The organism is Arthrobacter echini (assembly GCF_008107445.1).
In the GTDB taxonomy this organism is placed as follows: Bacteria; Actinomycetota; Actinomycetes; order Actinomycetales; family Micrococcaceae; genus Arthrobacter_D; species Arthrobacter_D echini_A.
In genome coordinates this window covers 366,099-391,539 of sequence record NZ_VSLD01000001.1, presented here as the reverse complement: position 1 = coordinate 391,539, position 25,441 = coordinate 366,099, and the positions used below count along the sequence as shown (strand labels likewise).

Annotated in this window: 26 protein-coding genes; 18 read left to right on the top strand and 8 right to left on the bottom strand. The window is 68.7% G+C overall.

What is annotated here, in order from left to right:
* Positions 1-112: 112 nt before the first annotated feature.
* From FQ377_RS01835 to FQ377_RS01815, 5 genes are all read left to right on the top strand, one after another.
* Positions 113-544, top strand: coding sequence for an Lrp/AsnC family transcriptional regulator (locus FQ377_RS01835; RefSeq protein ID WP_148599532.1), 432 nt, complete (start codon positions 113-115; stop codon positions 542-544).
* Between the two features lie 165 nt (positions 545-709).
* Positions 710-1,741: an ornithine cyclodeaminase gene (locus FQ377_RS01830; RefSeq protein ID WP_148599531.1), complete on the top strand. Its 1,032-nt coding sequence runs from the start codon at positions 710-712 to the stop codon at positions 1,739-1,741.
* A 432-nt stretch (positions 1,742-2,173) separates the two neighbouring features.
* Positions 2,174-2,584: a DUF4244 domain-containing protein gene (locus tag FQ377_RS15075; protein ID WP_262364209.1), complete on the top strand. Its 411-nt coding sequence runs from the start codon at positions 2,174-2,176 to the stop codon at positions 2,582-2,584.
* Between the two features lie 134 nt (positions 2,585-2,718).
* Positions 2,719-3,078, top strand: a complete 360-nt coding sequence (locus tag FQ377_RS01820; RefSeq protein WP_148599530.1) for a TadE family type IV pilus minor pilin — start codon at positions 2,719-2,721, stop codon at positions 3,076-3,078.
* Positions 3,071-3,472, top strand: coding sequence for an Rv3654c family TadE-like protein (locus FQ377_RS01815; protein ID WP_262364208.1), 402 nt, complete (start codon positions 3,071-3,073; stop codon positions 3,470-3,472). The genes FQ377_RS01820 and FQ377_RS01815 overlap by 8 nt, the downstream gene beginning before the upstream one ends.
* Positions 3,473-3,604: 132 nt before the next feature.
* On the opposite strand, the gene FQ377_RS01810 is transcribed toward FQ377_RS01815, so the two are convergent.
* Together FQ377_RS01810 and FQ377_RS01805 are read right to left on the bottom strand one after the other, a co-directional pair.
* Positions 3,605-5,962 (bottom strand): DEAD/DEAH box helicase, encoded by a 2,358-nt coding sequence (locus FQ377_RS01810; RefSeq protein ID WP_148599529.1) that lies wholly within the window; start codon positions 5,960-5,962, stop codon positions 3,605-3,607.
* A 48-nt stretch (positions 5,963-6,010) separates the two neighbouring features.
* Positions 6,011-6,661, bottom strand: a complete 651-nt coding sequence (locus FQ377_RS01805; RefSeq protein ID WP_148599528.1) for a GNAT family N-acetyltransferase — start codon at positions 6,659-6,661, stop codon at positions 6,011-6,013.
* An 86-nt stretch (positions 6,662-6,747) separates the two neighbouring features.
* Between FQ377_RS01805 and trhO the strand changes: the two genes are divergently transcribed.
* From trhO to proC, 6 genes are all read left to right on the top strand, one after another.
* Positions 6,748-7,674, top strand: coding sequence for an oxygen-dependent tRNA uridine(34) hydroxylase TrhO (gene trhO, locus FQ377_RS01800; protein WP_148599527.1), 927 nt, complete (start codon positions 6,748-6,750; stop codon positions 7,672-7,674).
* Positions 7,671-9,311 (top strand): DUF7059 domain-containing protein, encoded by a 1,641-nt coding sequence (locus FQ377_RS01795; protein ID WP_262364207.1) that lies wholly within the window; start codon positions 7,671-7,673, stop codon positions 9,309-9,311. Before trhO ends, FQ377_RS01795 begins: the two co-directional genes overlap by 4 nt.
* Positions 9,312-9,443: 132 nt before the next feature.
* Positions 9,444-12,191 (top strand): type I DNA topoisomerase, encoded by a 2,748-nt coding sequence (topA, locus tag FQ377_RS01790; protein ID WP_148599526.1) that lies wholly within the window; start codon positions 9,444-9,446, stop codon positions 12,189-12,191.
* A gap of 61 nt (positions 12,192-12,252) precedes the next feature.
* Complete coding sequence (locus tag FQ377_RS01785; protein WP_148599525.1) at positions 12,253-13,266, top strand: Ppx/GppA phosphatase family protein; 1,014 nt, start codon at positions 12,253-12,255, stop codon at positions 13,264-13,266.
* A gap of 1 nt (position 13,267) precedes the next feature.
* The gene (locus tag FQ377_RS01780; protein WP_148599524.1) at positions 13,268-14,068 is read left to right on the top strand and encodes a sugar phosphate isomerase/epimerase family protein; all 801 of its coding nucleotides are present in this window, start codon (positions 13,268-13,270) and stop codon (positions 14,066-14,068) included.
* Positions 14,069-14,353: 285 nt separating this feature from the next.
* The gene (proC, locus tag FQ377_RS01775) at positions 14,354-15,211 is read left to right on the top strand and encodes a pyrroline-5-carboxylate reductase (RefSeq protein WP_262364206.1); all 858 of its coding nucleotides are present in this window, start codon (positions 14,354-14,356) and stop codon (positions 15,209-15,211) included.
* Here proC and FQ377_RS01770 read toward each other — a convergent pair.
* Genes FQ377_RS01770 through FQ377_RS01760 form a run of 3 tightly spaced genes read right to left on the bottom strand, consistent with a single transcriptional unit; the run spans position 15,177 to position 18,490 of the window.
* On the bottom strand, positions 15,177-16,415 hold the full coding sequence (locus tag FQ377_RS01770; protein WP_148599522.1) for a glycosyltransferase 87 family protein: 1,239 nt from the start codon (positions 16,413-16,415) through the stop codon (positions 15,177-15,179). The two genes, proC and FQ377_RS01770, sit on opposite strands and share 35 nt — an antisense overlap.
* A gap of 1 nt (position 16,416) precedes the next feature.
* Positions 16,417-17,085 (bottom strand): potassium channel family protein, encoded by a 669-nt coding sequence (locus tag FQ377_RS01765; protein ID WP_148599521.1) that lies wholly within the window; start codon positions 17,083-17,085, stop codon positions 16,417-16,419.
* Entirely contained in the window at positions 17,078-18,490 is a 1,413-nt protein-coding gene (locus tag FQ377_RS01760) for a TrkH family potassium uptake protein (protein ID WP_148599520.1), read from the bottom strand. The genes FQ377_RS01765 and FQ377_RS01760 overlap by 8 nt, the downstream gene beginning before the upstream one ends.
* A gap of 134 nt (positions 18,491-18,624) precedes the next feature.
* Between FQ377_RS01760 and FQ377_RS01755 the strand changes: the two genes are divergently transcribed.
* From FQ377_RS01755 to FQ377_RS01740, 4 genes are all read left to right on the top strand, one after another.
* A complete protein-coding gene (locus tag FQ377_RS01755; RefSeq protein WP_148599519.1) occupies positions 18,625-19,827 on the top strand; it encodes an acetoin utilization protein AcuC in 1,203 nt (400 codons plus the stop codon).
* Positions 19,828-19,880: 53 nt separating this feature from the next.
* The gene (locus tag FQ377_RS01750) at positions 19,881-20,540 is read left to right on the top strand and encodes an ArsR/SmtB family transcription factor (RefSeq protein ID WP_148599518.1); all 660 of its coding nucleotides are present in this window, start codon (positions 19,881-19,883) and stop codon (positions 20,538-20,540) included.
* A 41-nt stretch (positions 20,541-20,581) separates the two neighbouring features.
* Positions 20,582-20,794, top strand: a complete 213-nt coding sequence (locus tag FQ377_RS01745; protein WP_148599517.1) for a helix-turn-helix domain-containing protein — start codon at positions 20,582-20,584, stop codon at positions 20,792-20,794.
* 175 nt (positions 20,795-20,969) lie between these two features.
* On the top strand, positions 20,970-21,068 hold the full coding sequence (locus tag FQ377_RS01740; protein WP_003792170.1) for a 30S ribosomal protein bS22: 99 nt from the start codon (positions 20,970-20,972) through the stop codon (positions 21,066-21,068).
* 121 nt (positions 21,069-21,189) lie between these two features.
* On the opposite strand, the gene FQ377_RS01735 is transcribed toward FQ377_RS01740, so the two are convergent.
* On the bottom strand, positions 21,190-22,002 hold the full coding sequence (locus tag FQ377_RS01735) for an HAD family hydrolase (RefSeq protein ID WP_148599516.1): 813 nt from the start codon (positions 22,000-22,002) through the stop codon (positions 21,190-21,192).
* 60 nt (positions 22,003-22,062) lie between these two features.
* Between FQ377_RS01735 and FQ377_RS01730 the strand changes: the two genes are divergently transcribed.
* Together FQ377_RS01730 and FQ377_RS01725 are read left to right on the top strand one after the other, a co-directional pair.
* Positions 22,063-22,326 (top strand): glutaredoxin family protein, encoded by a 264-nt coding sequence (locus tag FQ377_RS01730; RefSeq protein ID WP_148599515.1) that lies wholly within the window; start codon positions 22,063-22,065, stop codon positions 22,324-22,326.
* A gap of 153 nt (positions 22,327-22,479) precedes the next feature.
* The gene (locus FQ377_RS01725; RefSeq protein WP_148599514.1) at positions 22,480-23,172 is read left to right on the top strand and encodes a redox-sensing transcriptional repressor Rex; all 693 of its coding nucleotides are present in this window, start codon (positions 22,480-22,482) and stop codon (positions 23,170-23,172) included.
* A 40-nt stretch (positions 23,173-23,212) separates the two neighbouring features.
* Here FQ377_RS01725 and FQ377_RS01720 read toward each other — a convergent pair whose 3' ends face one another.
* Both FQ377_RS01720 and FQ377_RS01715 read right to left on the bottom strand, forming a co-directional pair.
* Positions 23,213-23,860: a hypothetical protein gene (locus tag FQ377_RS01720; RefSeq protein WP_148599513.1), complete on the bottom strand. Its 648-nt coding sequence runs from the start codon at positions 23,858-23,860 to the stop codon at positions 23,213-23,215.
* A 174-nt stretch (positions 23,861-24,034) separates the two neighbouring features.
* Entirely contained in the window at positions 24,035-24,592 is a 558-nt protein-coding gene (locus FQ377_RS01715) for a YceI family protein (RefSeq protein ID WP_148599512.1), read from the bottom strand.
* Between the two features lie 162 nt (positions 24,593-24,754).
* On the opposite strand from FQ377_RS01715, the gene FQ377_RS01710 reads away from it, so the two are divergent.
* The gene (locus FQ377_RS01710; RefSeq protein WP_148599511.1) at positions 24,755-25,432 is read left to right on the top strand and encodes a histidine phosphatase family protein; all 678 of its coding nucleotides are present in this window, start codon (positions 24,755-24,757) and stop codon (positions 25,430-25,432) included.
* The last annotated feature ends 9 nt before the right edge of the window (positions 25,433-25,441 follow it).

Sequence of the window (25,441 nt, the reverse complement as noted above, 5' to 3'; positions counted from 1 at the left end):
GCATTCGCGCGCTTCCGTCGGATGAATCGACACATTGTGGCTCAGTCCAGCGGACGTTGGTACTTTCGTCGAGATCCGAGCGAAATGGCAGGAGGGAGGATACATTGTGTACGTGACCGGATTGACCGACCTCGACCGCCGTCTCCTGTCCGCACTGCGGGAGGACGGCCGGGCCTCGGTCGCGAGCCTCGCCCGTAGGCTCGGCGTCGCCCGGGCCACCGTGAACAGCCGCCTCGATCGCCTCATCGCGACGGGAACCATCACAGGCTTCACGGCCAGGGTGCGCGACGAGGTCGACCCGCTGGCCATCCATGCCATCGCCTTCATCGCGGTGGAGGGCCGGTCCGCCGACAAGGTGATCCGCCACTTGCGGGGTTTCCCGGAGATCTCTGCGCTGCACACCACCAATGGAGGCTGGGATCTCGTCGCCCAACTGCGGACGGAGAGCCTCGGGGGCTTCGACCAGGTGCTGGGCAGAATCCGCGGCGTCGAGGGCGTCGTCAACAGCGAGACGAGCCTGCTCCTCAGCTCCGTGCTGAGATAGGAGTCAGCAGAAGCGGACCGGCTTCTCCCGTGGTCAAAATGCTTCCTCGGCCCCTGCAGTTCGTACATCTTCTCGAGGAAAAGCTCTCAGTAACCTCATTGTGGATGCATAGTGCCGCTCAATAAGCTCATTGGAGCATAGTTTCACCATGGAAAGGGGGCGCAGATGACGCGCTTCGTCGATGTGCACAATATGATCCGCTGGACAGCCGCCCAGGGGCCAGAGGTCATCATCACCGGGCTCATGCGGTATCTCGAGGACGATTTTCTGCGCTGGGAATCGTTCGACAAAGCGCCCCGCGTGGCCAGCCACACTCCCTTCGGCGTGATCGAACTGATGCCCACCAGCGATCATGAGACCTACGGTTTCAAGTACGTCAACGGGCACCCGTCGAATCCGGCGCGCGGCTTCCAGACCGTCACGGCGTTCGGCGTGCTGGCCGATGTCCACAATGGGTACCCGACGTTCCTGAGCGAGATGACGGTGCTGACCGCACTGCGGACCGCAGCGACGTCCGGCATGGTGGCGAAGAAGCTCGCCCGCCCTGATGCCGGGATCATGGCAATGATCGGCACCGGTAGCCAGTCCGAGTTCCAGGCGCTGGCCTTCCGTGCCGCCCTGGGCATCACCACGCTCAGGGTCTGGGACACGGACCCCGCTGCGATGGAGAAATTCGTCCGCAATATGGCACCGTTGGGCTTCGACATCACCCTCGCCTCCTCGGCGTCCGACGCGGTGCAGGGTGCTGATGTCATCACTACCTGCACCGCCGACAAGACCAATGCGACCATCCTCACGGCGGATCTCATCCTGCCCGGTGTGCACATCAACGCGATCGGTGGTGACTGCCCCGGGAAGACCGAACTTGATTCCGCCGTCCTCGACCGGGGTGATGTCTTCGTCGAGTTCGCGCCGCAGACGCGTATCGAGGGCGAGATCCAGCAGATGCGCGCCGACTTCGCGGTCACCGAATTCTGGGAGGTCCTGAGCAACCGTGTGCCCGGGCGCACGTCGACCGAGCAGATCACCATCTTCGACTCCGTCGGGTTCGCGATAGAGGACTTCTCCGCGCTGCGCTACGTCCGCGACGCCGTGGACGCCTCGGACTTCTTCGAGGACATCGACCTGGTGGCGAATCCGGAGGATCCCAAGGATCTTTTCGGGCTCGTGGGCGCGTTGTCCCCGATCGGGTCCTGAGCCGCGGCACGGCTGTTTTCGGCCCTTCGCGGCAGAGCGGCGGCCCGGGCCGGTCCGTCTGAGCCGACCCAGGTCCATGCCGCATGTGTGCCGATAGGTACGACATCGGAGCCCGGACCTTTTTTGCTCCGGACTTCGGGTACGACGTCCTGAAGATCGCAGGATCCTTGCCGGGCCAGACCGTGCCCGTGGCTAATTCGGAAGCCTGCTCCGACGCGGTGCGCAGCCGCCCTCCTGGAGCTCCTCACGCTGGTGCGCAGGCGTCGACAACTGCATCGACTGTGACTACGGAGAGGGAACCGAGCTGTGCGGCGTTGTCCACTTAACCGAGTCCGCAACAGATGGAGACCCTTCGGATCGCCAGAGTGGAACGAGCGGTGATCGCCGCGCACGGCACGTGGGGTGACGCCTGCGTTCAGAGAAGGAGAAGCCATGACCACGCACACCCAATCGGGCCAACTGGAGCGGACGCTGCCTGAGACGGCGGAGAAGCCGGCAGGATGCGGCACAGCAGTATCGCCCGTCCGATCGATCGCCGGCGTTCAGAACCGTGGGGCCGGGGCCGTCGCGGATGCAGCGGGAGTAGTCGAGCCAACGGGTACGGCGCACGCGGACCATCGGGCAGCCCGGCGTACAGAGGCGCGTCGACGGCGTACCAACGAGCGGGCCATCCGACGCCGGGAAACAGGTCCCGACAGCGAGGCGGGAATGGCCACGGCGGAATACGCCATTGCCACACTCGCCGCGGTCGGGTTCGCGGCGCTCCTCGTCGCGGTCCTGTCGAGCGGCGAGGTCAAGGGACTCCTCATGTCCCTGATCACGTCCGCGCTGAACTTCGGCTGATGGGTAGTGGCCGGGGCGGACCAGCTGACCGGGGTGCGGTACCGGTGGTCCGCCGGCTGTGCGACCCAGCACGGCGCTGCACCCACGCTACGGGCATACCTGGAGGTCCTGGGCCCGGTGCGGCGCGCGCGCCGATGGCCGAAGGCGGCCGTCGATCGGAGCGTGGCGCTGTCACCGCCGAAGTCGCCGTCGCTCTTCCCGCCCTGGTCGTCCTGCTCGCCCTCGTGCTGGGGACCGCGCACCTCGGGACGGTGCAGCTGCGCCTCGAGGAGGCTGCCCGCGCCGGAGCACGGGAGGCCATGCGCGGGGAGGGTGCTGCGTCCGTCCGGGGCACCGTCGAGCGGCTCGCCGGCCAGGACGCATCGGTGGAGGTGACCTCGGGTGCCGGGTGGACCACGGTGGAGGTGAGGAGTGGTGTCGAGGGTCCGGTGGTGGGCCTGCTCGATCTGCAGCTCAGCGCTTCTGCCTCGGGAAAGGTGGAACACGGTGGGTGAGCGGCGGTGGGGCCACTCGCATCCCGGTTCCAGCAGGCAGGACGGCGGCGAGTCGGAGGCCGGCGCGGGAACCGTCCTGATGACCGGCCTCGCCGTGCTGGCGCTGCTGTCGGTAGCGGTGGTGGTTCTTCTGCTGCAGGCGTCGTCCGCCGCGTCGAAGGCGGCGACAGCGGCGGACCTGTCGGCGCTGGCCGCGGCAGACGCCACCCGGGGTCTCGCACCGGGGAACCCGTGCGTGGTCGCCGGTGCGGTGGCAGAACTCCACGGCGCACGCGTCACGGAATGCGGCATCGGCACGACGGGTACGGGCACTGCGCTCATCCGTGTGTCGGTCGATCCAGGGGGTCTCCTGCCCGATGCGACCGGCGCAGCGAGGGCTGGACCACCGCCCTGACGGCTCCGTCGCTCCGAGCCGCGGGTCTGGGGCCGGGCACGGTCCCTGATCGCGGCCGTCTGGCCGGGCGCGGTCCCTGACTCCGGCCGGGGCTGGCCGGCCCCTGCTCCCCGATGTCGAACCGGCGCTCGCCTAGGAGCTCGGGCCGGCGCCGGTTCCGGGGGAGGTGGCGCCGGCGGCCTGCTGCAGGATGAGTGAGAGCACGGCAACGGCGCCACCCTTGCTCAGCGGGTTGTTCCGGTTGCCGCATTTGGGGGACTGCACGCAGGACGGGCACCCGGACTCGCACTCGCAGGCCTCGATCGCGTCGCGGGTGGCTGTCAGCCAGATCTGGGCCGCCTCGAACCCCCGCTCGGAGAAGCCCGCACCGCCCGGGTGTCCGTCGTACACGAAAATGGTCGGCTGGCCCGTGTCGGCATGCAGCGCCGTCGAGACCCCGCCGATGTCCCAGCGGTCGCTCGCGGCGACGAGGGGCAGCAGGCCGATCGCGGCGTGCTCGGCCGCGTGGAGCGCGCCGGGGATCTCCTCCGCCGAGACACCCTCGGCTTCGAGCAGTTCGGGGCTGATCTCGAACCACACGCTCTTGGTGAAGAGATCCCGGGCGGCGAGCTCGAGCGGCTCCTCGCCCATGATCTCGTTGGAGGAGAACGCCTTGCGCTGGAAGGACACCACCTGCGTGGTGACCTGCACGTCCCCGAAGGTCGCGAGCACGCCGCCCCACAGCCGGCTCTCGTCGCGGCCCACCACCTCGATCCGCGTGACGTCGCGTGCCTGGGTGTAGTAGTCAGGCTGTGCCCGGGACACCACGGCGCAGTGGTCCTGCTCGTTCAGTTCCTCCACCACATAGCTGCGGCCCTGATGGACGTACACGGCCCCCGGGTGTGCCTGGTAGTGGCTCTGTGCCGACCCCATGGTGCCCAGCACCGCGCCGGAGGCGGCATCCACGAGCGTGATCGGACCACCGCCGTCGGCCCTGAGGCGAACCATCGATGCGGCGCTCTGGGGATGCGTCCAGAACCACCCGGCCGGCCGACGGCGGAGGAAGCCCTGGTCCACCAGGGTGCCCAGGAGCTGCTCGGAGCGTGCGCCGAACAGGGCGAGGTCCTCACCCGTCAGGGGCAGTTCCGCGGCGGCCGCGCACAGGTGCGGGCCGAGGACGTAGGGATTGGACGGATCGAAGACCGTGGCCTCCACCCCGAGGTCGAAGACGGCCTCGGGGTGATGCACCAGGTAGGTGTCCAGGGGGTCGTCGCTGGCGACGAAGGCGGCGAGGGCGTCCTGGCCCGAGCGTCCCGCCCGGCCGATCTGCTGCAGCAGGGAGGCGCGGGTCCCCGGCCAGCCGGCCACGAGGACGGCGTCCAGACCGGAGATGTCGATCCCCAGCTCCAGGGCGGACGTGCTGGCCACACCGAGGAGCTCGCCGCTGCGCAGCGCCTCCTCGAGGGCGCGGCGCTCCTCGGGCAGGTACCCCGAGCGGTACGCGGCGATCCTGTGCGGCAGGCTCGGGTGCACGTCCTCGAGCATGCGCCGCGTGGTCTGCGCGATGCTCTCCGCTCCCCGCCTCGACCGGACGAACGCGATGGTCCGGACCTGCGCCGAGACGAGATTCGCGAGCAGGTCCGCCGTCTCGGCGATGACCGTCCGGCGCGTCGGTGCGCCGTTCTCTCCCTTCATCCCGGTGAGCCGGGGTTCCCAGAAGGCCACCGTCGTGGAGCCGTGCGGTGAGCTGTCCCGGGTCACCGCCTCCGCGTCCAGGCCGATCAACCGCCCGAAGGACGCGGCGGGATCCGCGGAGGTCGCCGACGCCCCGATGAAGACCGGGTGCGCTCCGTAGCTGGCGCAGACCCGCCGGAGCCTGCGCAGCAGATTGGCCACGTGGGAGCCGAACACGCCCCGATAGCTGTGCGCCTCGTCGATGATCACGTACTTCAACCGCCGGAAGTAGCGGGCCCACCAGGTGTGGTTGGGCAGGATCCCGTGGTGCAGCATGTCCGGGTTGGCCAGGACCAGATTGGCGTGGTCCCGGATCCAGCGGCGGGCGCCCGCCTCCGTGTCGCCGTCGTACGTCTCCGCACGGACGGTCGGCAGCTTCAGTGCGTTGACGGACGAGAGCTGGTCGGCTGCCAGCGCCTTGGTCGGCGCGAGGTACAGGGCCACCGATCCGCTGGGCGCCAGGGTGGCCCGGCTGCCCAGCTCGCTGCGATGGATCTCGTCGAGCACGGGCAACTGGTAGGCGAGGGACTTACCCGAGGCCGTCCCCGTGGCGATGATGGTGTGCGTCCCCGCATGGGCGGAGGAAGCACCCTCCACCTGGTGCCGCCACGGTTCGTGGACACCCCGGGCCGTGAAGGCCCCTACGACGTCGGGATGGGCCCAGTCGGGCCACTCCCCGTGCTCCGCGGCACGGGACGGGATCCGGCGCACGTGGAGCAACTGCTCCGGGGCGGGTCCGCCCCCGAGCAGCGGAAGGAGAGAGTCATGCGCGGCCACGCCGCAATCCTCCCACCGGCTCGCCGGCGAGGAGAGCGGGAAAGGGCCTTATCCTCTGATGACGAACACGTCGGCGAGGTGCTGCCACCCCAGGAACTCGTACAGCGCACGTCCGTCAGCGGAGGCCATCAGCAGTCCGGTGGTCACGTCGTCGGTGAGGACGCCGGCGGTCAGCGCCCGCATGACGAAGCTGGCCAGTCCCCGGCGGCGGAACTGTTCCTCGGTGATGATGCGGTCGTAGACGGCGTAATCGCCCACCACCGACACCGATCCGCGGGCCGCCAGCTCCTCACCGACCCGCACCGACACATGGCGGCAGGGCCCGTCCTCGGAGCGTTCCAGCACGAAGTCCTCGGAGGGCGGGCGCGGGTCCTCCACGTCCTGGCCGTGCATGTCGGCGCTCATGAGGGACTGCTTCCGGTCGGTCACGCGCATGCCGAGCGGATCGGCGGCGTCGAGCAGGTCCTGCATGCGGTTCGTGACGACCGTCAGCACGCGCCGGGGGTCGGCCTTCGTCTCTCTGGCGAACTCGAGGAACTGCTCGGTCGAGGGTTCGAGGAGGAAGTGCTCCGTCTGCTCCTGCGGGTCCGTGGTGACCACGAAGGTGCTGGCGCCGTCGTCGTGCGGTTGCACGCCACGGCACGCGGACCATCCGGTGATCCAGGTCTGGAGGAGTTCGGTATCTACGTGTGCACCCATGCGTGAACGATAGTTGTCGGAGCCCGCGAAACACAGCGAAGCCCTCCGAGGGAGACCGATTCGATACGCAAAGTACGCTTTAAGTCGTGTCGACCAACCGTATTGCCCTTTATTACGCCTTCGCCCCGCTGCCCGATCCCGAGGCCATCCGCCTGTGGCAGCGGACCCTGTGCGAGAAGTGGGGCCTGCGCGGCAGGATCCTCATCTCGAAGGACGGCATCAACGGTACGGTCGGCGGCGAGGTCGGTGCGGTCAAGCAGTACGTGAAGACCACGCGTGAGCATCCCGCGTTCCGTGGCATGGACATCAAGTGGTCCGACGGCGGCGCCGAGGACTTCCCCCGCCTGAGCGTCAGGGTGCGCGAGGAGATCGTCTCCTTCGGTGCCCCCGGTGAACTCCGCGTGGACGGGAACGGCGTGGTGGGCGGCGGGACGCACCTGGCCCCGGAGCAGGTGCACCAGCTGGTCGATGCCAGGCGTGGCTCGGGCCGGGAGGTGGTCTTCTTCGACGGACGGAACGCCTTCGAGGCGCAGATCGGGCGATTCAAGGGTGCCGTGGTCCCCGACGTCCGAACCACCGCCGACTTCGTCCGGGAACTCGACTCGGGCAGGTACGACGACCTCAAGGATTCCCCGATCGTCACGTACTGCACCGGCGGCATCCGCTGCGAGGTGCTCTCCAGCCTCATGGTGAATCGGGGCTTCCGGGAGGTCTACCAGCTCGACGGCGGGATCATCCGCTACGGCGAGACCTACCGTGACGGCGGACTCTGGGAGGGCTCGCTCTATGTGTTCGACAAGCGCATGCACCTCGAGTTCAGCGATGACGCTGTCACCCTCGGATCGTGCGTCCGCTGCCATGCACCCACCAGCACGTTCGAGAACTGCTCGAACAGCGTCTGCCGGAATCTCACGCTGTTCTGCGACCGATGTGCGGGTGACCCGGTGACCCTGCGGTGCCCACAGGGGTGTGAGCCGGACGAGGCCGAGGCGACCATCGCGGGCGCCGCGTGATCCCGCCCGATGCATCCGTCACGGGATGGGCGGACTTCGACGACGACGTTGCCACGGCACCCTCGAGCGAGGACCTCGCATTGCTCGGAGCGCTCGCCGCGGACCTGACGGACCTCGGGTACACGGTCGACGGCGTCGCAGCGCTCCTGGGCGCCCAGGCGGCGGCAGCCCTCGATCGGGGCCAGACCGCGCCGGCGCTGCTGGAATGCCGACGCCTCCTCGGCGGCCCGCGCCGTACCCGCGCCGTTCCCGTTCTGCTCTGGCTGCTCGGGGAGGCCGTGGAGCAGCAGGACCTGCGCGCGGCGTTCCCGGGGACCGGTGTCTCCGGCCTCGAGCATCTCAGGCTGATCGAACCGGTCGGTGCCGAGGCCTCCGGGCCGCACCGGCGCGCCACGGTGGACCTGCGCCCCTACGGCTCCGATGTCGCGGGGAATCTCTGGGTGGCCAGCGATCTAGGGTCGGAGCAGCGCCCCGGTCCCCTGCGCCGGGACCACGTCCTGGGTATCGGTGGTGCCTCGCTGACCCTGGCGCAGACCGTCATGCGGGCACCCGTGGACCGGGCCCTCGATCTCGGCACGGGGTGCGGGATCCAGTCCTTCCACCTCCTCTCCCATGCCCGGCACGTCACGGCGACGGACATCTCGGAGCGGGCGCTCGCCTTCGCACGCTTCAATGTTCTGCTCAACGCCCCGGCCCTGGACGTGGACCCGCAGCACCTCGGGGACCGCATCAGTCTCCGGCTCGGAAACCTGCTCGAGCCCGTCGCTGCGGACCGCTTCCAGCTCGTGGTCTCCAACCCGCCCTTCGTCATCACGCCCCGCACCGGAGGGCCCGAGGACACCTACACCTACCGCGACGGCGGTCTCGCGGGGGACGCGATCGTGGAGAACCTCGTCCGCGACCTCCCCGGTGTGCTCTCGCCCGGCGGGTCCGCGCAGCTCCTCGGCAACTGGGAGATCAGCGGATCCACCGCGTGGGACAGGCGCATCCGTGCCTTCATCCCCGCTGGGCTGGACGCCTGGGTGATCCAGCGCGAGCAGCAGAGCCCTGTGCAGTACGCCGAGACCTGGCTCCGGGATGCCGCCGAGGACCGAGACAGGGAGAGCTATCTTGCCGGCTTCGACGCCTACCTCGACGACTTCGCGTCCCGGTCCGTCGAGGGCGTCGGCTTCGGCTGGATCTGGCTGCGACGCCCCCCTGCCCCGAGCGATCTGGTACGGGTGACCGTCGAGGAGATCACCCACGAGATCGAGCAGCCCGTGGGACCGCATCTCGCAGCCGCCGTGGCGCGCAGCGACTGGCTCGCAGCCCACACCGAGCAGGCCGCGTCGGGGAGTGGGATCGCCGACGAGTTCCTGCTGGTGGCGGACGACGTCACCGAGGAGAGGCACCAGCGTCCGGGCGCCGAGCACCCCGGGATCATCCTGCTGCGCCAGGGAGCCGGGCTCCGGCGCACCACGCTGCTCAGTACGGAACTGGCCGGCTTCGTCTCGGCGTGCGACGGCGACCTCACGGCCGGGCAGATCGCCGGAGCGCTCGCGATGCTGCTGGAGCGGCCCGACGCAGCGTTCATCGCCGAGCTGCTGGTGGACGTGGAGCAGCTCCTGCGGGAGGGGTTCCTGGTCCCGCTGCCCTGAAATTCTCCGGGAAACGCCGATTTCCCGGATGCAGGCAGGCATGACGCATACTGAAGGATGAGGCCCAGCAGCGGGATCCGGACAGGATCCCTCCCGGCTGCCGCGGCATCGAACAGTAGATCGAGGAGAGAAGTGCCGACCAAGGCCACGGACAAGAAGCACGGCAAGAAGCTCGTCATCGTCGAGTCGCCCAGCAAGATCAAGAGCATCTCGGGCTATCTCGGTGAGGGCTTCCAGGTCGCGGCGTCCATGGGGCACATCCGCGACCTCCCGCAGCCCTCGGACCTCCCGGCCGAGCTCAAGAAGTCCTCCGTGGGCAAGTTCGCGGTGGACCTCGACAAGGACTTCGAGCCGTACTACGTCGTGTCCCCGGAGAAGCGCAAGACCGTTGCCGAGCTCAAGGCCGCCCTCAAGGACGCCGACGCGCTCTATCTCGCGACCGACGCCGACCGCGAGGGTGAGGCGATCGCCTGGCACCTGCTGCAGGTCCTCAAGCCCAAGGTCCCCGTCTACCGCCTGACGTTCGGCGAGATCACCAAGGAAGCCGTCACACGCGCTCTGGGGGAGCTGCGCGAGGTGGACATCCCCATGGTCGACGCCCAGGAGACCCGCCGCATCCTCGACCGCCTCTACGGCTACGAGATCTCCCCCGTGCTGTGGCGGAAGGTGGCGCGCGGACTCTCCGCAGGCCGTGTGCAGTCCGTCGCCACCCGCCTCGTCGTGGAGCGCGAGCGTGAGCGCATGGCGTTCCGCACGGCGTCGTACTGGGATCTGACCGGTTCCTTCACGCCGGCGGACGCCGCGAAGGGTTCGGCGTTCCCGGCGAAGCTCGTTGCCGTCGACGGCAGCCGGATCGCCTCCGGCAAGGACTTCTCCGACCGCGGGGAGCTCACGGCGGCGAATTCCGTCCGGCTCGACGAGGAAGCCGCCCGCTCCCTCGCGACAGGGCTGGAGAGTGCCGAGTTCACCGTCCGGTCCCTGGAGACCAAGCCCTACACGCGCCGTCCTGCCGCGCCGTTCACCACCTCGACCCTGCAGCAGGAGGCGGCCCGCAAGCTGCGCTTCAGCTCCAAGGTCACCATGCAGGTGGCGCAGCGCCTGTACGAGAACGGCTACATCACGTACATGAGGACCGACTCGTCCTCGCTTTCCGACCAGGCGATCAACGCCGCGCGCCGGCAGGCCTCGGAGCTCTACGGGCCCGAGTACGTGCCCGAGGCGCGCCGTGTCTACAAGGGCAAGGCCAAGAATGCGCAGGAGGCCCACGAGGCCATCCGTCCCTCGGGCGATTCCTTCCGCACCCCGGCGCAGGTGGCCCAGGGGCTGCGGGGGGACGAGTTCCGTCTGTACGAACTGATCTGGAAGCGCACCGTCGCCTCGCAGATGGCGGACGCCAAGGGCTCCACTGCGTCGCTGCGCCTCGGTGCCGTCAGTGCCGACGGCCGGGACGCCGAGTTCTCCGCCTCGGGCACCGTGATCACCTTCCGCGGCTTCATGGCCGCCTACGAGGAGGGGCGCGACGCCGATCGGGCCGAGGACGGCGCGGACGGGGATGCTCAGGGCAGCCGACTGCCGAATGTCGTCAAGGGCGATGCCCTGGGGGCGACGGCGATCGAGGCGCTCGCCCACGAGACCTCACCTCCGCCGCGCTACACCGAGGCCTCGCTGGTGAAGGTGCTCGACGAGCGCGGCATCGGCCGCCCGTCCACCTACGCGGCGACCATGTCCACCATCATGGACCGGGGCTACGTGCGTACCCGCGGCCAGGCCCTGGTACCGAGCTGGATCGCATTCTCCGTGGTGCGACTCCTCGAGGAGCACTTCAACGACTACGTGGACTACGACTTCACGGCGGAACTCGAGGAGGACCTGGACCGGATCTCGCGGGGCGAGACCGGGCGGGTCGAGTGGCTCACGCAGTTCTACTACGGGGACCGTAAGGACACCGGTCTGCACACGATCGTCAACGACCTCGGCGAGATCGACGCCCGGAGCATCAACTCGGTGGAGATCGCCGAGGGCATCACGCTGCGCGTCGGCAAGTTCGGCCCGTATCTGGAGAAGCCGCTCCCGGCAGATGCGCCCGAGGGCACCGAACCGCAGCGCGCCAACGTACCCGAGGAGCTGGCTCCGGACGAACTCACGGCGGAGAAGGCCGTCGAGCTGATGGAAGCACCCCAGTCCGAGGAACGGGTCCTCGGCACCGACCCGGAGACCGGGCGCTCCATCGTGGCCCGTGACGGCCGCTACGGGCCCTACGTGATCGAGTTGATCCCCGAGGTCACCGCCGAGGAGCTGGCGAAGCAGCCGGTGGAGTACTACAAGAACGGCAAGCCCAAACCACCGAAGAAGCCCACCAAGGTCAAGCCGCGCACGGGATCGCTGTTCGCGTCCATGTCGGTCGACACGGTGACCCTCGAGGAGGCCCTGCGGCTGATGAACCTGCCGCGCGTCCTCGGCACGGATGAGGACGGCAAGGAGATCACGGTGCAGAACGGCCGGTTCGGCCCGTACCTGAAGAAGGGCAGCGATTCACGCTCCATCGGGTCGGAGGAGGAGATCTTCACCATCACCCTCGAGCAGGCGCAGGAGCTCTACAAGCAGCCCAAACAGCGTGGCGGCCGTGCGGTCACCCCACCGCTCGCCGAGTTCGGCGACGACCCGGTGAGCGAGAAGGCGATCGTGGTCAAGGACGGACGTTTCGGCGCCTACGTCACCGACGGCGTCACCAACATCACGGTGCCCGCGTCGATGGCCATCGAGGAACTCACGCGTGAGCAGGCGATCGACATGCTCGCCGAGAAGCGCGCCAAGGGGCCCGCGCCGAAGAAGACCACGCGGCGGGCACCGGCCAAGCGCAAGGCCGCGGCGGCCAAATAGGTCGGCAGGCGGCACGGAACAGACAGGTACGAGCGAGGACTGAGCTGGAAGAGCGGGAACCATGCGTCTAGGTGTGCTGGACATCGGGTCGAACACGGTCCATCTGCTCCTGGTCGACGCCCACCCCGGTGGGCGGCCGCTACCCTTCGCGTCCCACAAGAAACCCCTGCAGCTCGTGGCGTACCTCGAAGGCGACGGCAGTATCTCGCGTGCCGGCCAGGACGAGCTGATCGGCTTCGTCCGGGAGGCACGCGAGTTCGCCACCCGGCACCGGGCGGAGGACTTCCTCGCGTTCTGCACCTCGGCCATCCGTGAATCGGCCAACGGCAGCGAGGTCCTCGCGCGCGTGCGCGAGGAGACCGGCGTCGACCTGCAGGAGCTCTCCGGCGACCAGGAAGCGGCCGCCACCTTCCAGGCCGTCCGCCGCTGGTACGGCTGGGCCTCGGACTCGATCCTCAACTTCGACATCGGAGGCGGCTCCTTCGAAATGGCCATGGGGGTGAACGAGCTCCCGGACGTTGCCCTGTCCGTGCCGTTGGGCGCGGGCAGGCTCACACGTGAGTGGCTCCAGGGCGACCCGCCGTCGGCGAAGAAGGTCAACGCCCTGCGACGGCACATCCGCGCGGTCCTCGGCGAATGCGTGCCGCAGTTCGCCCACCTCGGGACGCCCCACCTCGTGACCGGGAGCTCCAAGACCTTCCGCTCCCTGGCGCGGATGGCAGGCGCGGCACCGTCGGCCGCCGGTCCGTTCGTCCGACGGGAACTGCGCCATGTCGATGTCTCCCTCTGGGCACGACGGCTGTCCGCGATGAGTAGTGCGGAGCGCGCACATCTCGACGGCGTCTCCGAACTCCGCGCTCCGCAGGTCCTTGCCGGCGCACTCGTCGCCGAGTGCGCGCTCGAACTCTTCAAGGCCCCCTCGATCGAGATCTGCCCCTGGGCGCTGCGTGAAGGTGTGCTGCTGCGCAGATTCGACGCGAAGATGTTCGACGCCGTCGAGCCCCTCCCCGGAGCGCGGCTCGGTCATGCCGAGCTCGATTCGGTCCGCCGCCCACCCGTCCACGAGGGGGTCTGACATGGTGGACTCGGACGGGCAGGCGCGCGCCATCCCGGTGGCGCTCTCGAGCGCCTCGGTCTATCCCCTCGCCGTCCACGACGCCTTCGCGCTGGCCCAGGACCTGGGCTACGACGGCGTGGAGGTCATGGTCACCAACAACTCGGTGAGCCAGGACCCGGACCAGCTCAATGTGCTCAGCGACCGGTACGAGATGCCGATCCTGGCGATCCACGCTCCGACCCTGCTGCTGACCCAGCAGGTCTGGGGCAAGGCGTGGACCAAGATCGAGCTCTCGGCCGCGATGGCGGTGGAGGTCGGCGCGAAGACCGTCGTGACCCACCCGCCGTTCCGCTGGCAGACGGGATATGCGGAGGAGTTCGGCGCGGGCATCGCTCGTGTCGCCGACGAGTACGGCGTCGACATCGCCGTGGAGAACATGTATCCGTGGAAAATCCGCGGCCGGGAGGCGAAGGCCTATCTGCCGCACTGGAATCCGGTCCCGGAGCCCTACGAGCGGATCACCTGGGACTTCTCCCACGCGGCCATCGCCGGAATGGACTCCTACGAGGAGATCCGCGGGCTGGGCAGCAGGCTCGCCCACGTGCACCTGACGGACGGCACGCCCAACGGCAAGGACGAGCACCTGCTGCCGGGCCAGGGCCAGCAACGCTGCGCGGAGGCCCTGAACCACCTCGCGACGTCGGCCTGGGACGGCGTCGTGGCGGTCGAGGTGAGTACCCGACGCGCCCGTGGCGCGGGGGAGCGCGAGGACTGGCTGGCCGAGACCCTCGACTTCGCGCGCACGCACCTGCGGCACTGACCGCGATTCCAGCACCGGTCGACACCCGGCCCCCGCCTGGCGGGCATCGACCGGAAGCCTCCCTGAAAAGATCGACCGGAAGCCTCCCTTAAAAGGGAGTGGCGCCGGTGACCGGGCAGGGGTTGGGGGGATCCACTGCTGTCATCGACGCCTGCCGGATCAGGAAGGTCCGGCCCTATCACTCGCACCCCTATGGGGGTGATCCGACTCTAGGTGCCCCACATGTGCCGGAACCGCGCGGTGGCTGGGAGTGAGCTGGGAAGGCCGCGTGGCAGGATGAGCAGCATGACGACGACCTCCCCCCAACGCATCGCGTTCCTCGGATGCGGATCCATGAACGAGTCCATCCTGGCAGGGCTCCTCGCGGCCGGGCTCGATCCCGCGCAGGTCACCGCTACGGTCCGCCGCGCCGAACGTGCCCGTGAGCTGGAGGAGCGCCACGGCGTGCGGGCCCTGGCGACCGGCGAGGACGACGGCGCGAACATCGCTGCCGTGCGCGACGCCGACGTCGTCGTCCTCGGGGTCAAGCCGGTGGGCGTCGTCGCGCTGGCCCGCGAGATAGCCTCCGCGCTCCCGCCCTCCGCCGTGGTCCTCAGCGTCGCGGCAGCCGTCTCCCTCGCGATGATCGAGGACGCGCTGCCGCAGGGCCAGCCCGTCATCCGCTCCATGCCGAACACGCCGTCACGCCTCGGCAGGGGAGTGCTGTCCATCTCCGCCGGATCCTCCGCCGGACCCAAGACCATGGAGCGGGCCCGTGCCCTGCTCGAGCCCGCAGGCACCGTCGTCGAGATCCCCGAGGACCAGGTGGATGCGCTCTCTGCGGTCAGTGGCTCCGGCCCCGCCTACGCCTTCTATCTCGCGGAGGCCATGGCCTCCGCCGGCGTGGACCTCGGGTTGGCTCCGGAGCTCTCCGCGCAGATCGCCCGCGAGACCGTGGCGGGCGCGGGCTTCATGCTGGCCGAGCGGGGCGCCGACGCTGCGGTACTCCGCAAGGCGGTGACGAGCCCGAACGGCACCACGCAGAGCGCCATCGAGGCCTTCGACGAGCTCGGCCTCCCCGGGATCATCACCGACGGCGCCCGCGCGGCGACGGCGCGTGCGGCAGAGATCACGCGGGAGCTGGCAGGACCTCCGGGGAGCTGACGGGACGCAGGGCCCACAGCGCCAGCAGCGCCACCGGGAGGATCACACCCAGCGCCGTGAACAGCCGCAGCGCCGGGGGGCCCTCGCCCGACACTTCCCCGGTAAGGGTCAGGGTCACCGTGATCGAGGAGAACATCATCACCGGCACCAGCGCGGCCAGCAGGACGAGGCACACGACGCGCCGCGTTCCCGCGAGCCGGCGGGCGTGGAGCAGGCCGGCCGGAAGGATCAGCGCGATCCACACCCAGTGGTGGAACCAGGAGATGGGAGAGATCGCGAGCATCACGACGGCGTTGGCGGCGATGGCCCGCACCGCGTCGGCGTCCTCGTCCGCCCGCCGGATCGCCACGTAGCCGATCGCCGTGACGAGCAGGGCGGCCATGGCCCAGACAGGACGCTGCAGCTCCTCCGCGAGACCTGATTGTGCGATCACCGAGTTCAGCGACACATTGTAGAGATCCGCCGTGGCGCCCACGCGCGACGCGTCGAAGAGGGCATCGAGCCAGAACACAGTGGACTCCCGTGGCGCCAGGATCCATCCCACACCCACGGTCCCCGCGAAGGACGCCGTCATCCAGGCCAGCGACCGCCAGTCCCGGCGCGCGAGGAATACCAGCCCGAAGGCCAGCGGTGTCAGTTTGATACCTGCGGCTACCCCGGTGAGGACACCCGAGGGCAGCCTCGTGGAGCGGAGCAGATCGGCCAGCACCAGAATCATCAGCAGCGCGTTGACCTGGCCGAACCCCAGACCTTCGCGCCAGGGCCCGCTGATCCCGATCACCAGCACGGCGAGCACGAGCGCAGGCCTCCGCCACACCGGGCGGGCCGGCCTGCCGACGGTGCTCAGGTAGCGCACGACGACGCCGGCGACCCCCACGAGGCACACCAGGGACAGCGCGGTGAGAAGCACCAGGGCCGCCGTGCCGGGCAGCAGCGCCAGCGGGACGAAGAGGACGGCTGCGAGGGGAGGATAGGTGAAGGGCAGTCCGCGGGTGTCGGTGCGGATCAGCGCATCGTCGTAGAGTTGCTTGCCGTCGGCCTGCCCGAGCAGCGCGAGCGCTCCCTCCCGGTACACGGCCAGATCCAGGCCGTGGATCTGGGCGGCGACCACGACGGCGGCCAGTGCGGCCACGAGGCCGGCCGCCGCCCACCCGGGTGGGAGGACGGCATTGCGCCAGGAGCGTCGCAGCGGGCGTGCGGGCATCCTAGGGGCGGCCGGCAAAACGCTCGAGCAGATCCACGTGGCCGGAGACGATCAGCATGTCCCGTCCCGAGACCTTGGTGTCCGGACGGGCGTAGGTGAAGTCCTCCCCCGGGGACTTCACCCCCACTACCGTGACACCGTACTTCGAACGCACGGCCGACTCTGCGAGCGTGAAGCCCTGGGTCTCCTTCGGCGGATACATCTTCACGATCGCGAAGCCGTCGTCGAACTCGATGAAGTCGAGCATGCGGCCCCCCACGAGGTGCGCCGCACGCTGGCCGGCATCGGCCTCCGGGTAGATGACGTGGTTGGCGCCGATGCGCTTGAGGATCTTCCCGTGGGAGGGCGTGATGGCCTTGACCCAGAGATGGGCTATGCCGAGGTCCACGAGGTTGGCGGCGATGAGCACACTGGACTCGATGGAGGTCCCCACGCCGACGACGGCTGCCGAGAACTCCTGTGCCCCGAGCTGGCGGAGGGCATCGAGATTCGTGGCGTCGGCCTCGACCACGTGCGTGAGCAGGCTCGAGAACTTCTGGACCAGTTGCGGATCCCGCTCGATCGCCAGGACCTCGCGGCCCTGGCGGACCAGTTGCTGGGCCGTCGCGGCGCCGAAGCGCCCGAGGCCGATCACGAGGACGGGTGCGTTGTGTGCTGGTCTTTCAGCCAATGATCGGCCTCTCGTCGGGGTAGCGGTACAGCGTGCTGCGTTGCCTCAGCGCCAGTGCCGAGGCGAGGGTGATGGTGCCCATGCGGCCCGCGAACATCAGCGCCGAGAGGACGTACTTGCCCTCCGGCGGCAGTTCGGAGCTGAGATTGGTGCTCAGGCCGCACGTCGCGAACGCGGAGATGACCTCGAAGACCACCTTGTCGAGCGGCTCGTCGGTCATGGCCAGGAGGAGGCCGCAGCCGATCAGCACCAGGGTTGCGCCCATGAAGATCACGGAGATGGCCACGCGCATGGCCCCCTGCGGGATGGTACGCCCCCACGCCCGAACCTCCGAATCACCCCGAGCCTCGGCCACGATGGCCAGGAACATGACGGCGATGGTGGTGACCTTGATGCCACCCGCCGTGGAGGCGGAGCCGCCACCGGCGAACATGAGGGCATCCGTGAGGAGCATCGTCGTCGGGCTCATGGCGTTCTGGTCCACCAGGTTGAAGCCGCCCGAGCGCATCATGACCGAGGCGAAGACGGCGTGGATCGTCTTGTCCCCGCCGTTCAGCTCCCCGATGGTGCCGACGTTGTCCCACTCCAGCAGCGCCCAGGCGATGGAACCCACCACGAGCAGGATCAGGGAGACGGTGACGGTGAGTTTCGCGTGCAGCGACCACTTGCCGAAGTGGTGGCGGACCTGCACGAGGACCATGACCACGGGGAATCCGAGGCTGCCCAGGAAGACTCCGACCATGAGCGGGGTGAGGATCCACAGATCCGTCTCGTAGGGCACGAGCCCGTCCGTGTGGGGGGTGAAGCCCGCGTTGTTGAAGGCCGAGATGGAGTAGAAGATGCCGTGCCAGAGGGCTTCCCACCAGGGTTCGCCGAGGATCAGGAAGCGCGGGACCAGCACGAGGGCGAGGACGATCTCGATGATCACCGATGTGGTGATGACGATCCGCAGCAGCGTGCCGATCTCGCCGAGGCGGCTCGCGTTGTTCAGGGCGGCCTGTGCCAGCAGCTTCCCGCGGACGCCGAGGCGCCTGCTGACGATCAGCGCCAGCAGGGAGGCGAGGGTCAGGGTTCCGAGCCCGCCGATGAAGATACCGAGCAGGATCACGAACTGCCCGAAGAAGGACCAGTGCGCTGCGGTGGAGACCACGGTCAGTCCGGTGACGCAGACCGCGGAGACGGCGGTGAACAGCGCGTCGTGCAGGGGCGTGGCCGTCCCGCTGCTCGCTGCCATGGGCAGGCTGAGCAGGGCGGTGAACACCAGGATCACGGCGCTGAAGACCATCAGGGCCAGGCGGGCGGGTGAACTGTTGGCGAACGAGTCGGCGAAGTCGCGGATGGAGCCCAGGATCCTGAGGTATCCGTGTCGATCGTCCCTCAGCCACCGTGGCTGTTGACTTGCCATTGACGCCCGCTCCACACCGTCTGCCGGTCCTGCCGCTGAAGCGGTACCGTATCTTCCCGAGTTGCCCTTGCAGTAGTAAAGCATCTCATCGCGGCACGTCGTCCGGGCAACCATCGTCGCGTAGCCTTGCAGGGATGTCCACGCACCCGAGACCAGCGGTCCCCGTCCACGTCGTCTGGGACGATTCCATGCTGGCCTACGACTTCGGCGGGCAGCACCCCATGAACCCCGAGCGGCTGCATCTGACGGCCCGGCTCGCGCGCGAGAGCGGGCTGCTGGATCTCGAGGGCGTGAGCGTCACTGCTCCCTCCGTGGCCTCCGACGAGGACCTCGCGGCAGTGCACAGCGCCGAGTACGTCGGGGCCGTCCGGAGCATCAGCGGCAATCCCGACCGATCCGATGCCGCCCATGGTCTGGGAACCGAGGACACACCTGCGTTCGCGGGCATGCACGAGGCCAGCGCGCGCCTCGCCGGTGGCTCCCTCGGCGCCGCCGAATCGATCCTGGAGGGGACGGCCGTCCGGGCGGTCAACTTCGGTGGCGGCATGCATCATGCCGCCCGATCGCGCGCCAGCGGGTTCTGCATCTACAACGACGCCGCAGCCTCGATCCAGCGCCTGCTCGACCGCGGCGTGCAGCGGGTCCTGTATGTGGACGTGGACGCGCATCACGGGGACGGGACCCAGAGCATCTTCTGGGACGATCCCCGCGTCATGACCATCTCCCTGCACGAGACGGGCATGAGCCTGTTCCCGGGGACCGGTTTCTGCAGCGAGCTCGGTGGGCCGGGCGCGGAGGGCTACGCCGTGAACGTGGCACTGCCCACCGTTGCCGGTGACGCCGCGTTCCTGCGCGCATTCCACGCCATCGTCCCGCAGCTCGCCGAGGCCTTCGCGCCCGAGGTGATCGTGAGCCAGCACGGCTGCGACTCGCATCGCGAGGATCCGCTGACCAACCTCCGGCTCAGCGTCGATGCGCAGCACGCCCTGATGCTCAGTGTGCGGGAGCTGGCCGATCGCCTGTGCGGGGGGCGCTGGATCGCCACCGGCGGCGGCGGCTATGCCCTGGCGACCGTGGTGCCCCGTGCATGGACGCTCCTCGTCGGCGTGGCTGCGGGGGCCCGGATCTCGCCCACGACTGCCGTACCTGCGGCGTGGCGCGACTATGTGCGCGAGCGCCATGGCATCGATGCACCGGCACTGTTCGGCGACGGCGCCGACATCTGGTGGCGCTCCTGGGAGATCGGCTACGACCCGAACGACGATCTGGACCGCACCGTCATGGCCACCCGCAAGGCAGTCTTCCCCCTTCACGGACTCGATCCCTGGTTCGACTGACGCGCCCTGCGGCAGATGATGCCGCGCAACGTATATATCGCTAGGGTGGACATATGGGATTCGACGATGTCTTCGCTGTCATAGCGGAGCGCACACGCAGGCAGATCCTCGAGAATCTGCAGGACGGCGACAAAGCGGTGGGCGAGCTCGTCGTCGAACTGCAGGTCAGCCAGCCGACCGTCTCGAAGCACCTGAAGGTCCTCAGGGAAGCCGGGCTCGTGACCATGCGGGCACAGGGCCAGAAGCGCTTCTACTCACTGGAACGCGCACCCCTCGGCCGGGTTGGAAGCTGGCTCAGCTCCCTCGGTGCCGCGGGTGCCGGCGAGGGTGCGGCTGCCGATCCGGTTGCCGAGACGGCGAGCCGGGCCGCCGCTCTCGCTGCCGGGGACGAACACGGACGGGACATCAGGACCGACGACGACGGCGCGAGGGGGCGCGTCGGAATCGTGTCAGGCCGGGGGACTCTGCGCGATCCAGGGACTGCGCCCGACGGACGGACGGCGCCTGATGCAGGGTCCGCACCCGTCGGCGGAATCGCTCCCGAGGGCGCGGCAGTGGACCGGGCACTCTCCGGTGCCGTGCTGGCCGTCTCGGACGGACAATTCATGCCGGAGGCCGATCGTCCGCAGCCCGGATGGACCGTGGGCCGCGCCGCGGGCCGGGCCGCAGATCTCCTGGCGCACCTGCGGCGCCGCCGCGATACGTCCGTCTAGGGCGATCGGGACCACTGATCTCCAGACGAAAGAAGGATGGCATGGCGGACAGGAAGAACTTCTCGGAGGTGCAGTTCCTGACGGTCGCGGAAGTCGCCGGCATGATGCGCGTCTCGAAGATGACCGTGTACAGGCTGGTGCACGCAGGTGAGTTGCCGGCCGTACAGTTCGGTCGGTCCTACCGTGTCCCGGAGTCGGCGGTCGAGGACTTCGTGCGCAAGGCGCGGGTGGACGGGCGGAGCGAGAGCGCCTGACGCCGGTCCGGGGCGTCCTGCAAACGGATGTACCCTGTAGAGGAGCGTTTCGGGTGGGTCACGACCCTCCTCCGTGTCATCCGGGCAACTGCCACCAGGTACGCGCCGTCAACATCAGCTCTGGTCCCCGAGTCGGACGACCAGCGCTGGCAACCACCAAGTCTGTGAGGACTCTATGGGTTCAGTCATCAAGAAGCGCCGCAAGCGTATGGCGAAGAAGAAGCACCGCAAACTGCTTCGCAAGACGCGTCACCAGCGCCGCAACAAGAAGTAGTCGAGCATCCGGCCCCGGGCCGGAGCAGGCCGATCGGCCCGGATCCCGTCCCCGAGACGTAGGAGCCGGGCCGTCGTCGTTGCCGGGAGATGCGCTGGACGGACCCCGGGCGGGATGTTCATCAGCTGCTTCGGAAACGCGCGAAGCCGCGCCAGAGCCCGTACACGGTTCCGACGACTGTCGCCGCGCGCAGTCCGAGAGTGGCGGCCCGGCGACCGCTGCGGAAATGGTAGACCGGCCAGTTGTTCGTGCGCGCGTGGCGTCGGAGTCTCGAGTCCGGGTTGATGGCCACCGGGTGTCCCACGAGCGTCAGTAGCGGCAGGTCGTTGTAGGAGTCGCTGTACGCCCAGCAGCGGGAGAGATCCAGGTTCTCCCGCTCCGCGAGATCGAGCACGGCGGCTGCCTTCGCAGGCCCGTGCAGAAAATCTCCCACCAGGCGGCCCGTGTAGAGTCCGTCGGCAACCTCGCCCACGGTGCCCAGGGCGCCGGTCAGACCGAGGCGGCTGGAGATGACCCCGGCCACCTCCACCGGGCTGCCGGTGACGAGCCAGACCTGCCGTCGGGAGGAGAGGTGCTGTTCGGCGAGGGCTCGTGCCCCCGGCCAGATCTTCGACGCGATCATCTCGTCGTAGACCTCCTCGCCGAGGGCCAGGATGTCCTCGTGCGCTATGCCGATGGCGAAGGCGAGAGCAGCATCGCGCACCGAGTTGACGTCGGTCAGGGTCTCGCCGCGCATGATGAAGCGCAGTTGCTTCCAGGCGAGCCCGGCAGCGAACCGCAGGGTGAAGGCCCTGCGCTGGTACATCTTCCGTGCGACATGGAACAGGCTCGCCCCCCGCATGAGGGTGTTGTCCACATCGAAGAAGGCCGCTTCGCCCTTCCTCGGCTCCGGAGGCTCTGGGAGGGGCTCGAGGCCCCGGATGGCGTCCGGCATGTTCCGATCCTAGTTCGTCCCACCCCCTTCTGCGCCGGAGCACGGCGGTACCCTCGAGGGATGGAAGAACCCACTGCCGGGCCGGATTCCGGCGTCGTCCTCCTCACCCGTCCCGAGTGCCACCTGTGCGAGGACGCCAGGGCGGTTCTCACGCGGGTGACGGCGGACCTCGGTCTCACCTGGCGGGAGCTCTCCGTGGACGAGGCTCCGGACCTCGGTGCACGATTCGCCGAGGAACTGCCGGTGCTGTTCATCGACGGCGTCCAACGAGATTTCTGGTCCATCGACGAGGGGCGACTGCGCAGGTTGCTCGCACGGGTCTGAAGCCCGGACCAGGCCGGGCGGCGACGTCGGGACCCGGCTTGGTGGCCCCGCCGCCGCGGCATAAAGTGAGGATACTTCCGCCCCGACGAGGGACCCCGGAACCGCTGATCCCGTGGAACGGGCGGCGCGAGCAACGGAGCGACGACAGTGACAATGCCTGACCTGCCAGGGCTTCACGCCGGAGATCCGGCGCGCCGGATACCGCCCGCCTCGGTGGCGCGCCTCACCATCTATCTACGCGCTCTGAACTCACTCATCGCGGACGGAACCGAGCGGGTCTCCTCCGAGGAGCTCGCCGATGCCGCGGGAGTGAATTCGCCGATACTGCGCAAGGACCTGTCCCATCTCGGATCCTACGGAACACGTGGGGTGGGCTACGACGCCCAATTTCTGACCCGGCAGATCTCGTCGGCCCTGGGCCTGACGCTCGACTGGCGCGTGGCGATCATCGGTGTGGGCAACCTGGGCCGGGCGCTCGCCGGGTATCCGGGCTTCGTCTCGCGCGGGTTCGGTATCGTGGCGCTCGTCGACGCCGATCAGCTCGTGGTCGATACCGAGGTCGGCTATCTGCGCGTCAGTGCGGTCGACGAGCTCGAGGCCGTCCTCGAGCGCACGCGGACCAACATCGCCGTGCTCTGTGTGCCCACGTCCGTGGCGCAGGAGATGTGCGATCGGCTCGTGGACGCCGGCATCTCGAGCATTCTCAGCTTCGCGCCGGTGGTGCTGCAGGTACCGGACCATGTCCAGGTGCGCAAGGTGGACATGTCCACGGAGCTGCAGATCCTGGCCTATCACGCACAGCGGGCGCAGGAGCCGGACCTCGGTCCGATCTCCCGCGCCCAGTGAGGCCCCGTTCAGGGGCCGGTGACGAGCTGCGCTACAGCACTCAGTACCCGAGCTTCGGTTGCACGAAGTAGGGCCGCGCGGGCTTCAGGTAGGTCATGATCACACCGATCACGCCGAGCAGCATCACGATCAGGCCGAGGATTGTCGGGAGCGCCGAGGAGTCGGCGACCTGCTGGCCATTGGCCTCGGCAAAATCATTGAGCGTCGGCAGGAGCAGGAGACTTCCGAGCGAGAACACGACGTTCAGCGCGGCGAGGACCGTCGCGGTGATCCGGGCCCAGTTCCGACCCCTCCTGATGAAGACGGCCAGGAGAACGTAGACGGCGGCCATGATCACCGCGAATACCAGGCCGAGCGCGACGCCGAGGGAGGCTCCCGCGACATCGGGCACCTCGGTCGTCAGCGCCGAGAGGATCGCGCTCAAGAGGTAGACGACACCGGCGGCGAGGATCAGGTAGTAGGCCCGCATGACCTCCTTGGGTACCGGCCCCTTGTCAGCGGGAGCGGCGTCGACCGCCGAGGTGGGATAGGCATAGCCCGAGGGCTGGGTCCCCTGGTGTCCGGACTGGCCCTGCTGGTCGAACTGTCCTGCTCCGGTGGTGCCCGGTGTTGTCCAGTCCTGCGCTGCGCCCTGGTCCGGGAGCTGTCCGTCCCGTCCGGTGCCGGGATTGTCCTGTGGCGTACTCATTGCGGCGTCCTCCGTCGTGGTGTGCTCTGATCCACCCGGTGCCCCCATGGACGTACCCGTTGCGGATCCTGTCCCTGCCAGCGTAGTTCGTCGTCGTACGGAAAGCTTTACGCCGACGGCCGGTGTCGCATGAGCGGACACCGGCCGGTCGGGCGGTAGTGGAGGGAGCCGGTACTAGGCAGTCTCGACGGCGGGGGCCACGAAAGCGGCGTCGACGCTGATGGTCACCTTGTCGCCCACCAGCACACCGCCGGCCTCGAGGGCTGCGTTCCAGGTGAGGCCGAACTCCTTGCGGGAGATGGTGGTCGAGGCGGAGATGCCGGCGCGCGTGGCGCCGAACGGGTCCACTGCCACGCCGTTGAACTCGGCGTCGAGGACCACGGACTTGGTGATGCCGCGGATGGTCAGGTTGCCGGTGATGGAATAGGTCTCGCCGGTGCCCTCGTGGGAGGTGGAGATGAAGGTCATCTCGGGGAACTGCTCGACGTCGAAGAAGTCAGCACCCTTGACGTGGCCGTCCCGGTTCTCGTCGCCCGAGGTGAAGGACGCGGTCTTGATCGTCGCGATGATGGTCGAGTCCTCGAGGGTGGAACCGACGGTGAGGGAGGCGTCCACGTCCGTGAAGGTGCCGCGGACCTTGCTGATTCCCGCGTGGCGGACGCTGAAGCCCACCTCGCTGTGCGAGGGATCGAAGGACCAGGTGCCGGTGGTGAGGCCTGAGGGGAGTGCCATGTTGATCTCCTTGGGGTTCGGGGTGTGGATTGCTTGCGATGTGTAGAAGCATGCGTTTGCATGTTTTATTCCGTCCGTCAGCATAACCCCTCCGCCTGCTCGGAGTGTCACTCCCGGAAGCGGATTGGCCGATGCGCCCGGGGATGCGGGAAACTGGACAGCATGCAGCGATCAACCGTCCATCTGGTGCGCCACGGTGAGGTCTACAACCCGGAGGGGGTCCTCTACGGGCGGCTCCCGGAGTTCCACCTCTCCGAGCTGGGTCAGCGCATGGCTCGTCAGGTCGCGGGGTACTTCGAGCAGCGCCAGGAGGACGGAGCGAGGATCGTCCACCTCGTGGCCTCACCCCTGGTCCGTGCACAGGAGACGGCCCGGCCCATCGCCGCTGCGTTGGGCCTGGGGCTCGCGACCGACGAGCGCGTCATCGAGGCGGAGAATCGTTTCGAGGGGATGTCGAAGATCAAGAGCCGCCTCCGTCAGCCACGGTACTGGCCGCTCCTGGTCAACCCGTTCCGACCGTCATGGGGTGAGCCGTACCACGAGCAGGTCGAGCGCGTGATGGCTGCCATGGACGATGCCCGCCGTCGGGCGCTCGAGCTTGCCGGACCGACGGAGGACGGTCGTCCGGCGGAGGCCATCATCGTCAGCCATCAGCTCCCCATCTGGGTCACGCGGCTTGCAGCCGAGCGGCGCAGGCTCTGGCACGATCCTCGCCAGCGGGAATGCACGCTCACCTCCGTCACCTCGTTCGACTTCGACGGCGGCACCGTGCAGCGTGTTCGCTACGTGGAGCCGTCCGCCCACCTGTTGCCCGGTGCGGCGAATGTCCCCGGCGCGTAATAGAATTAC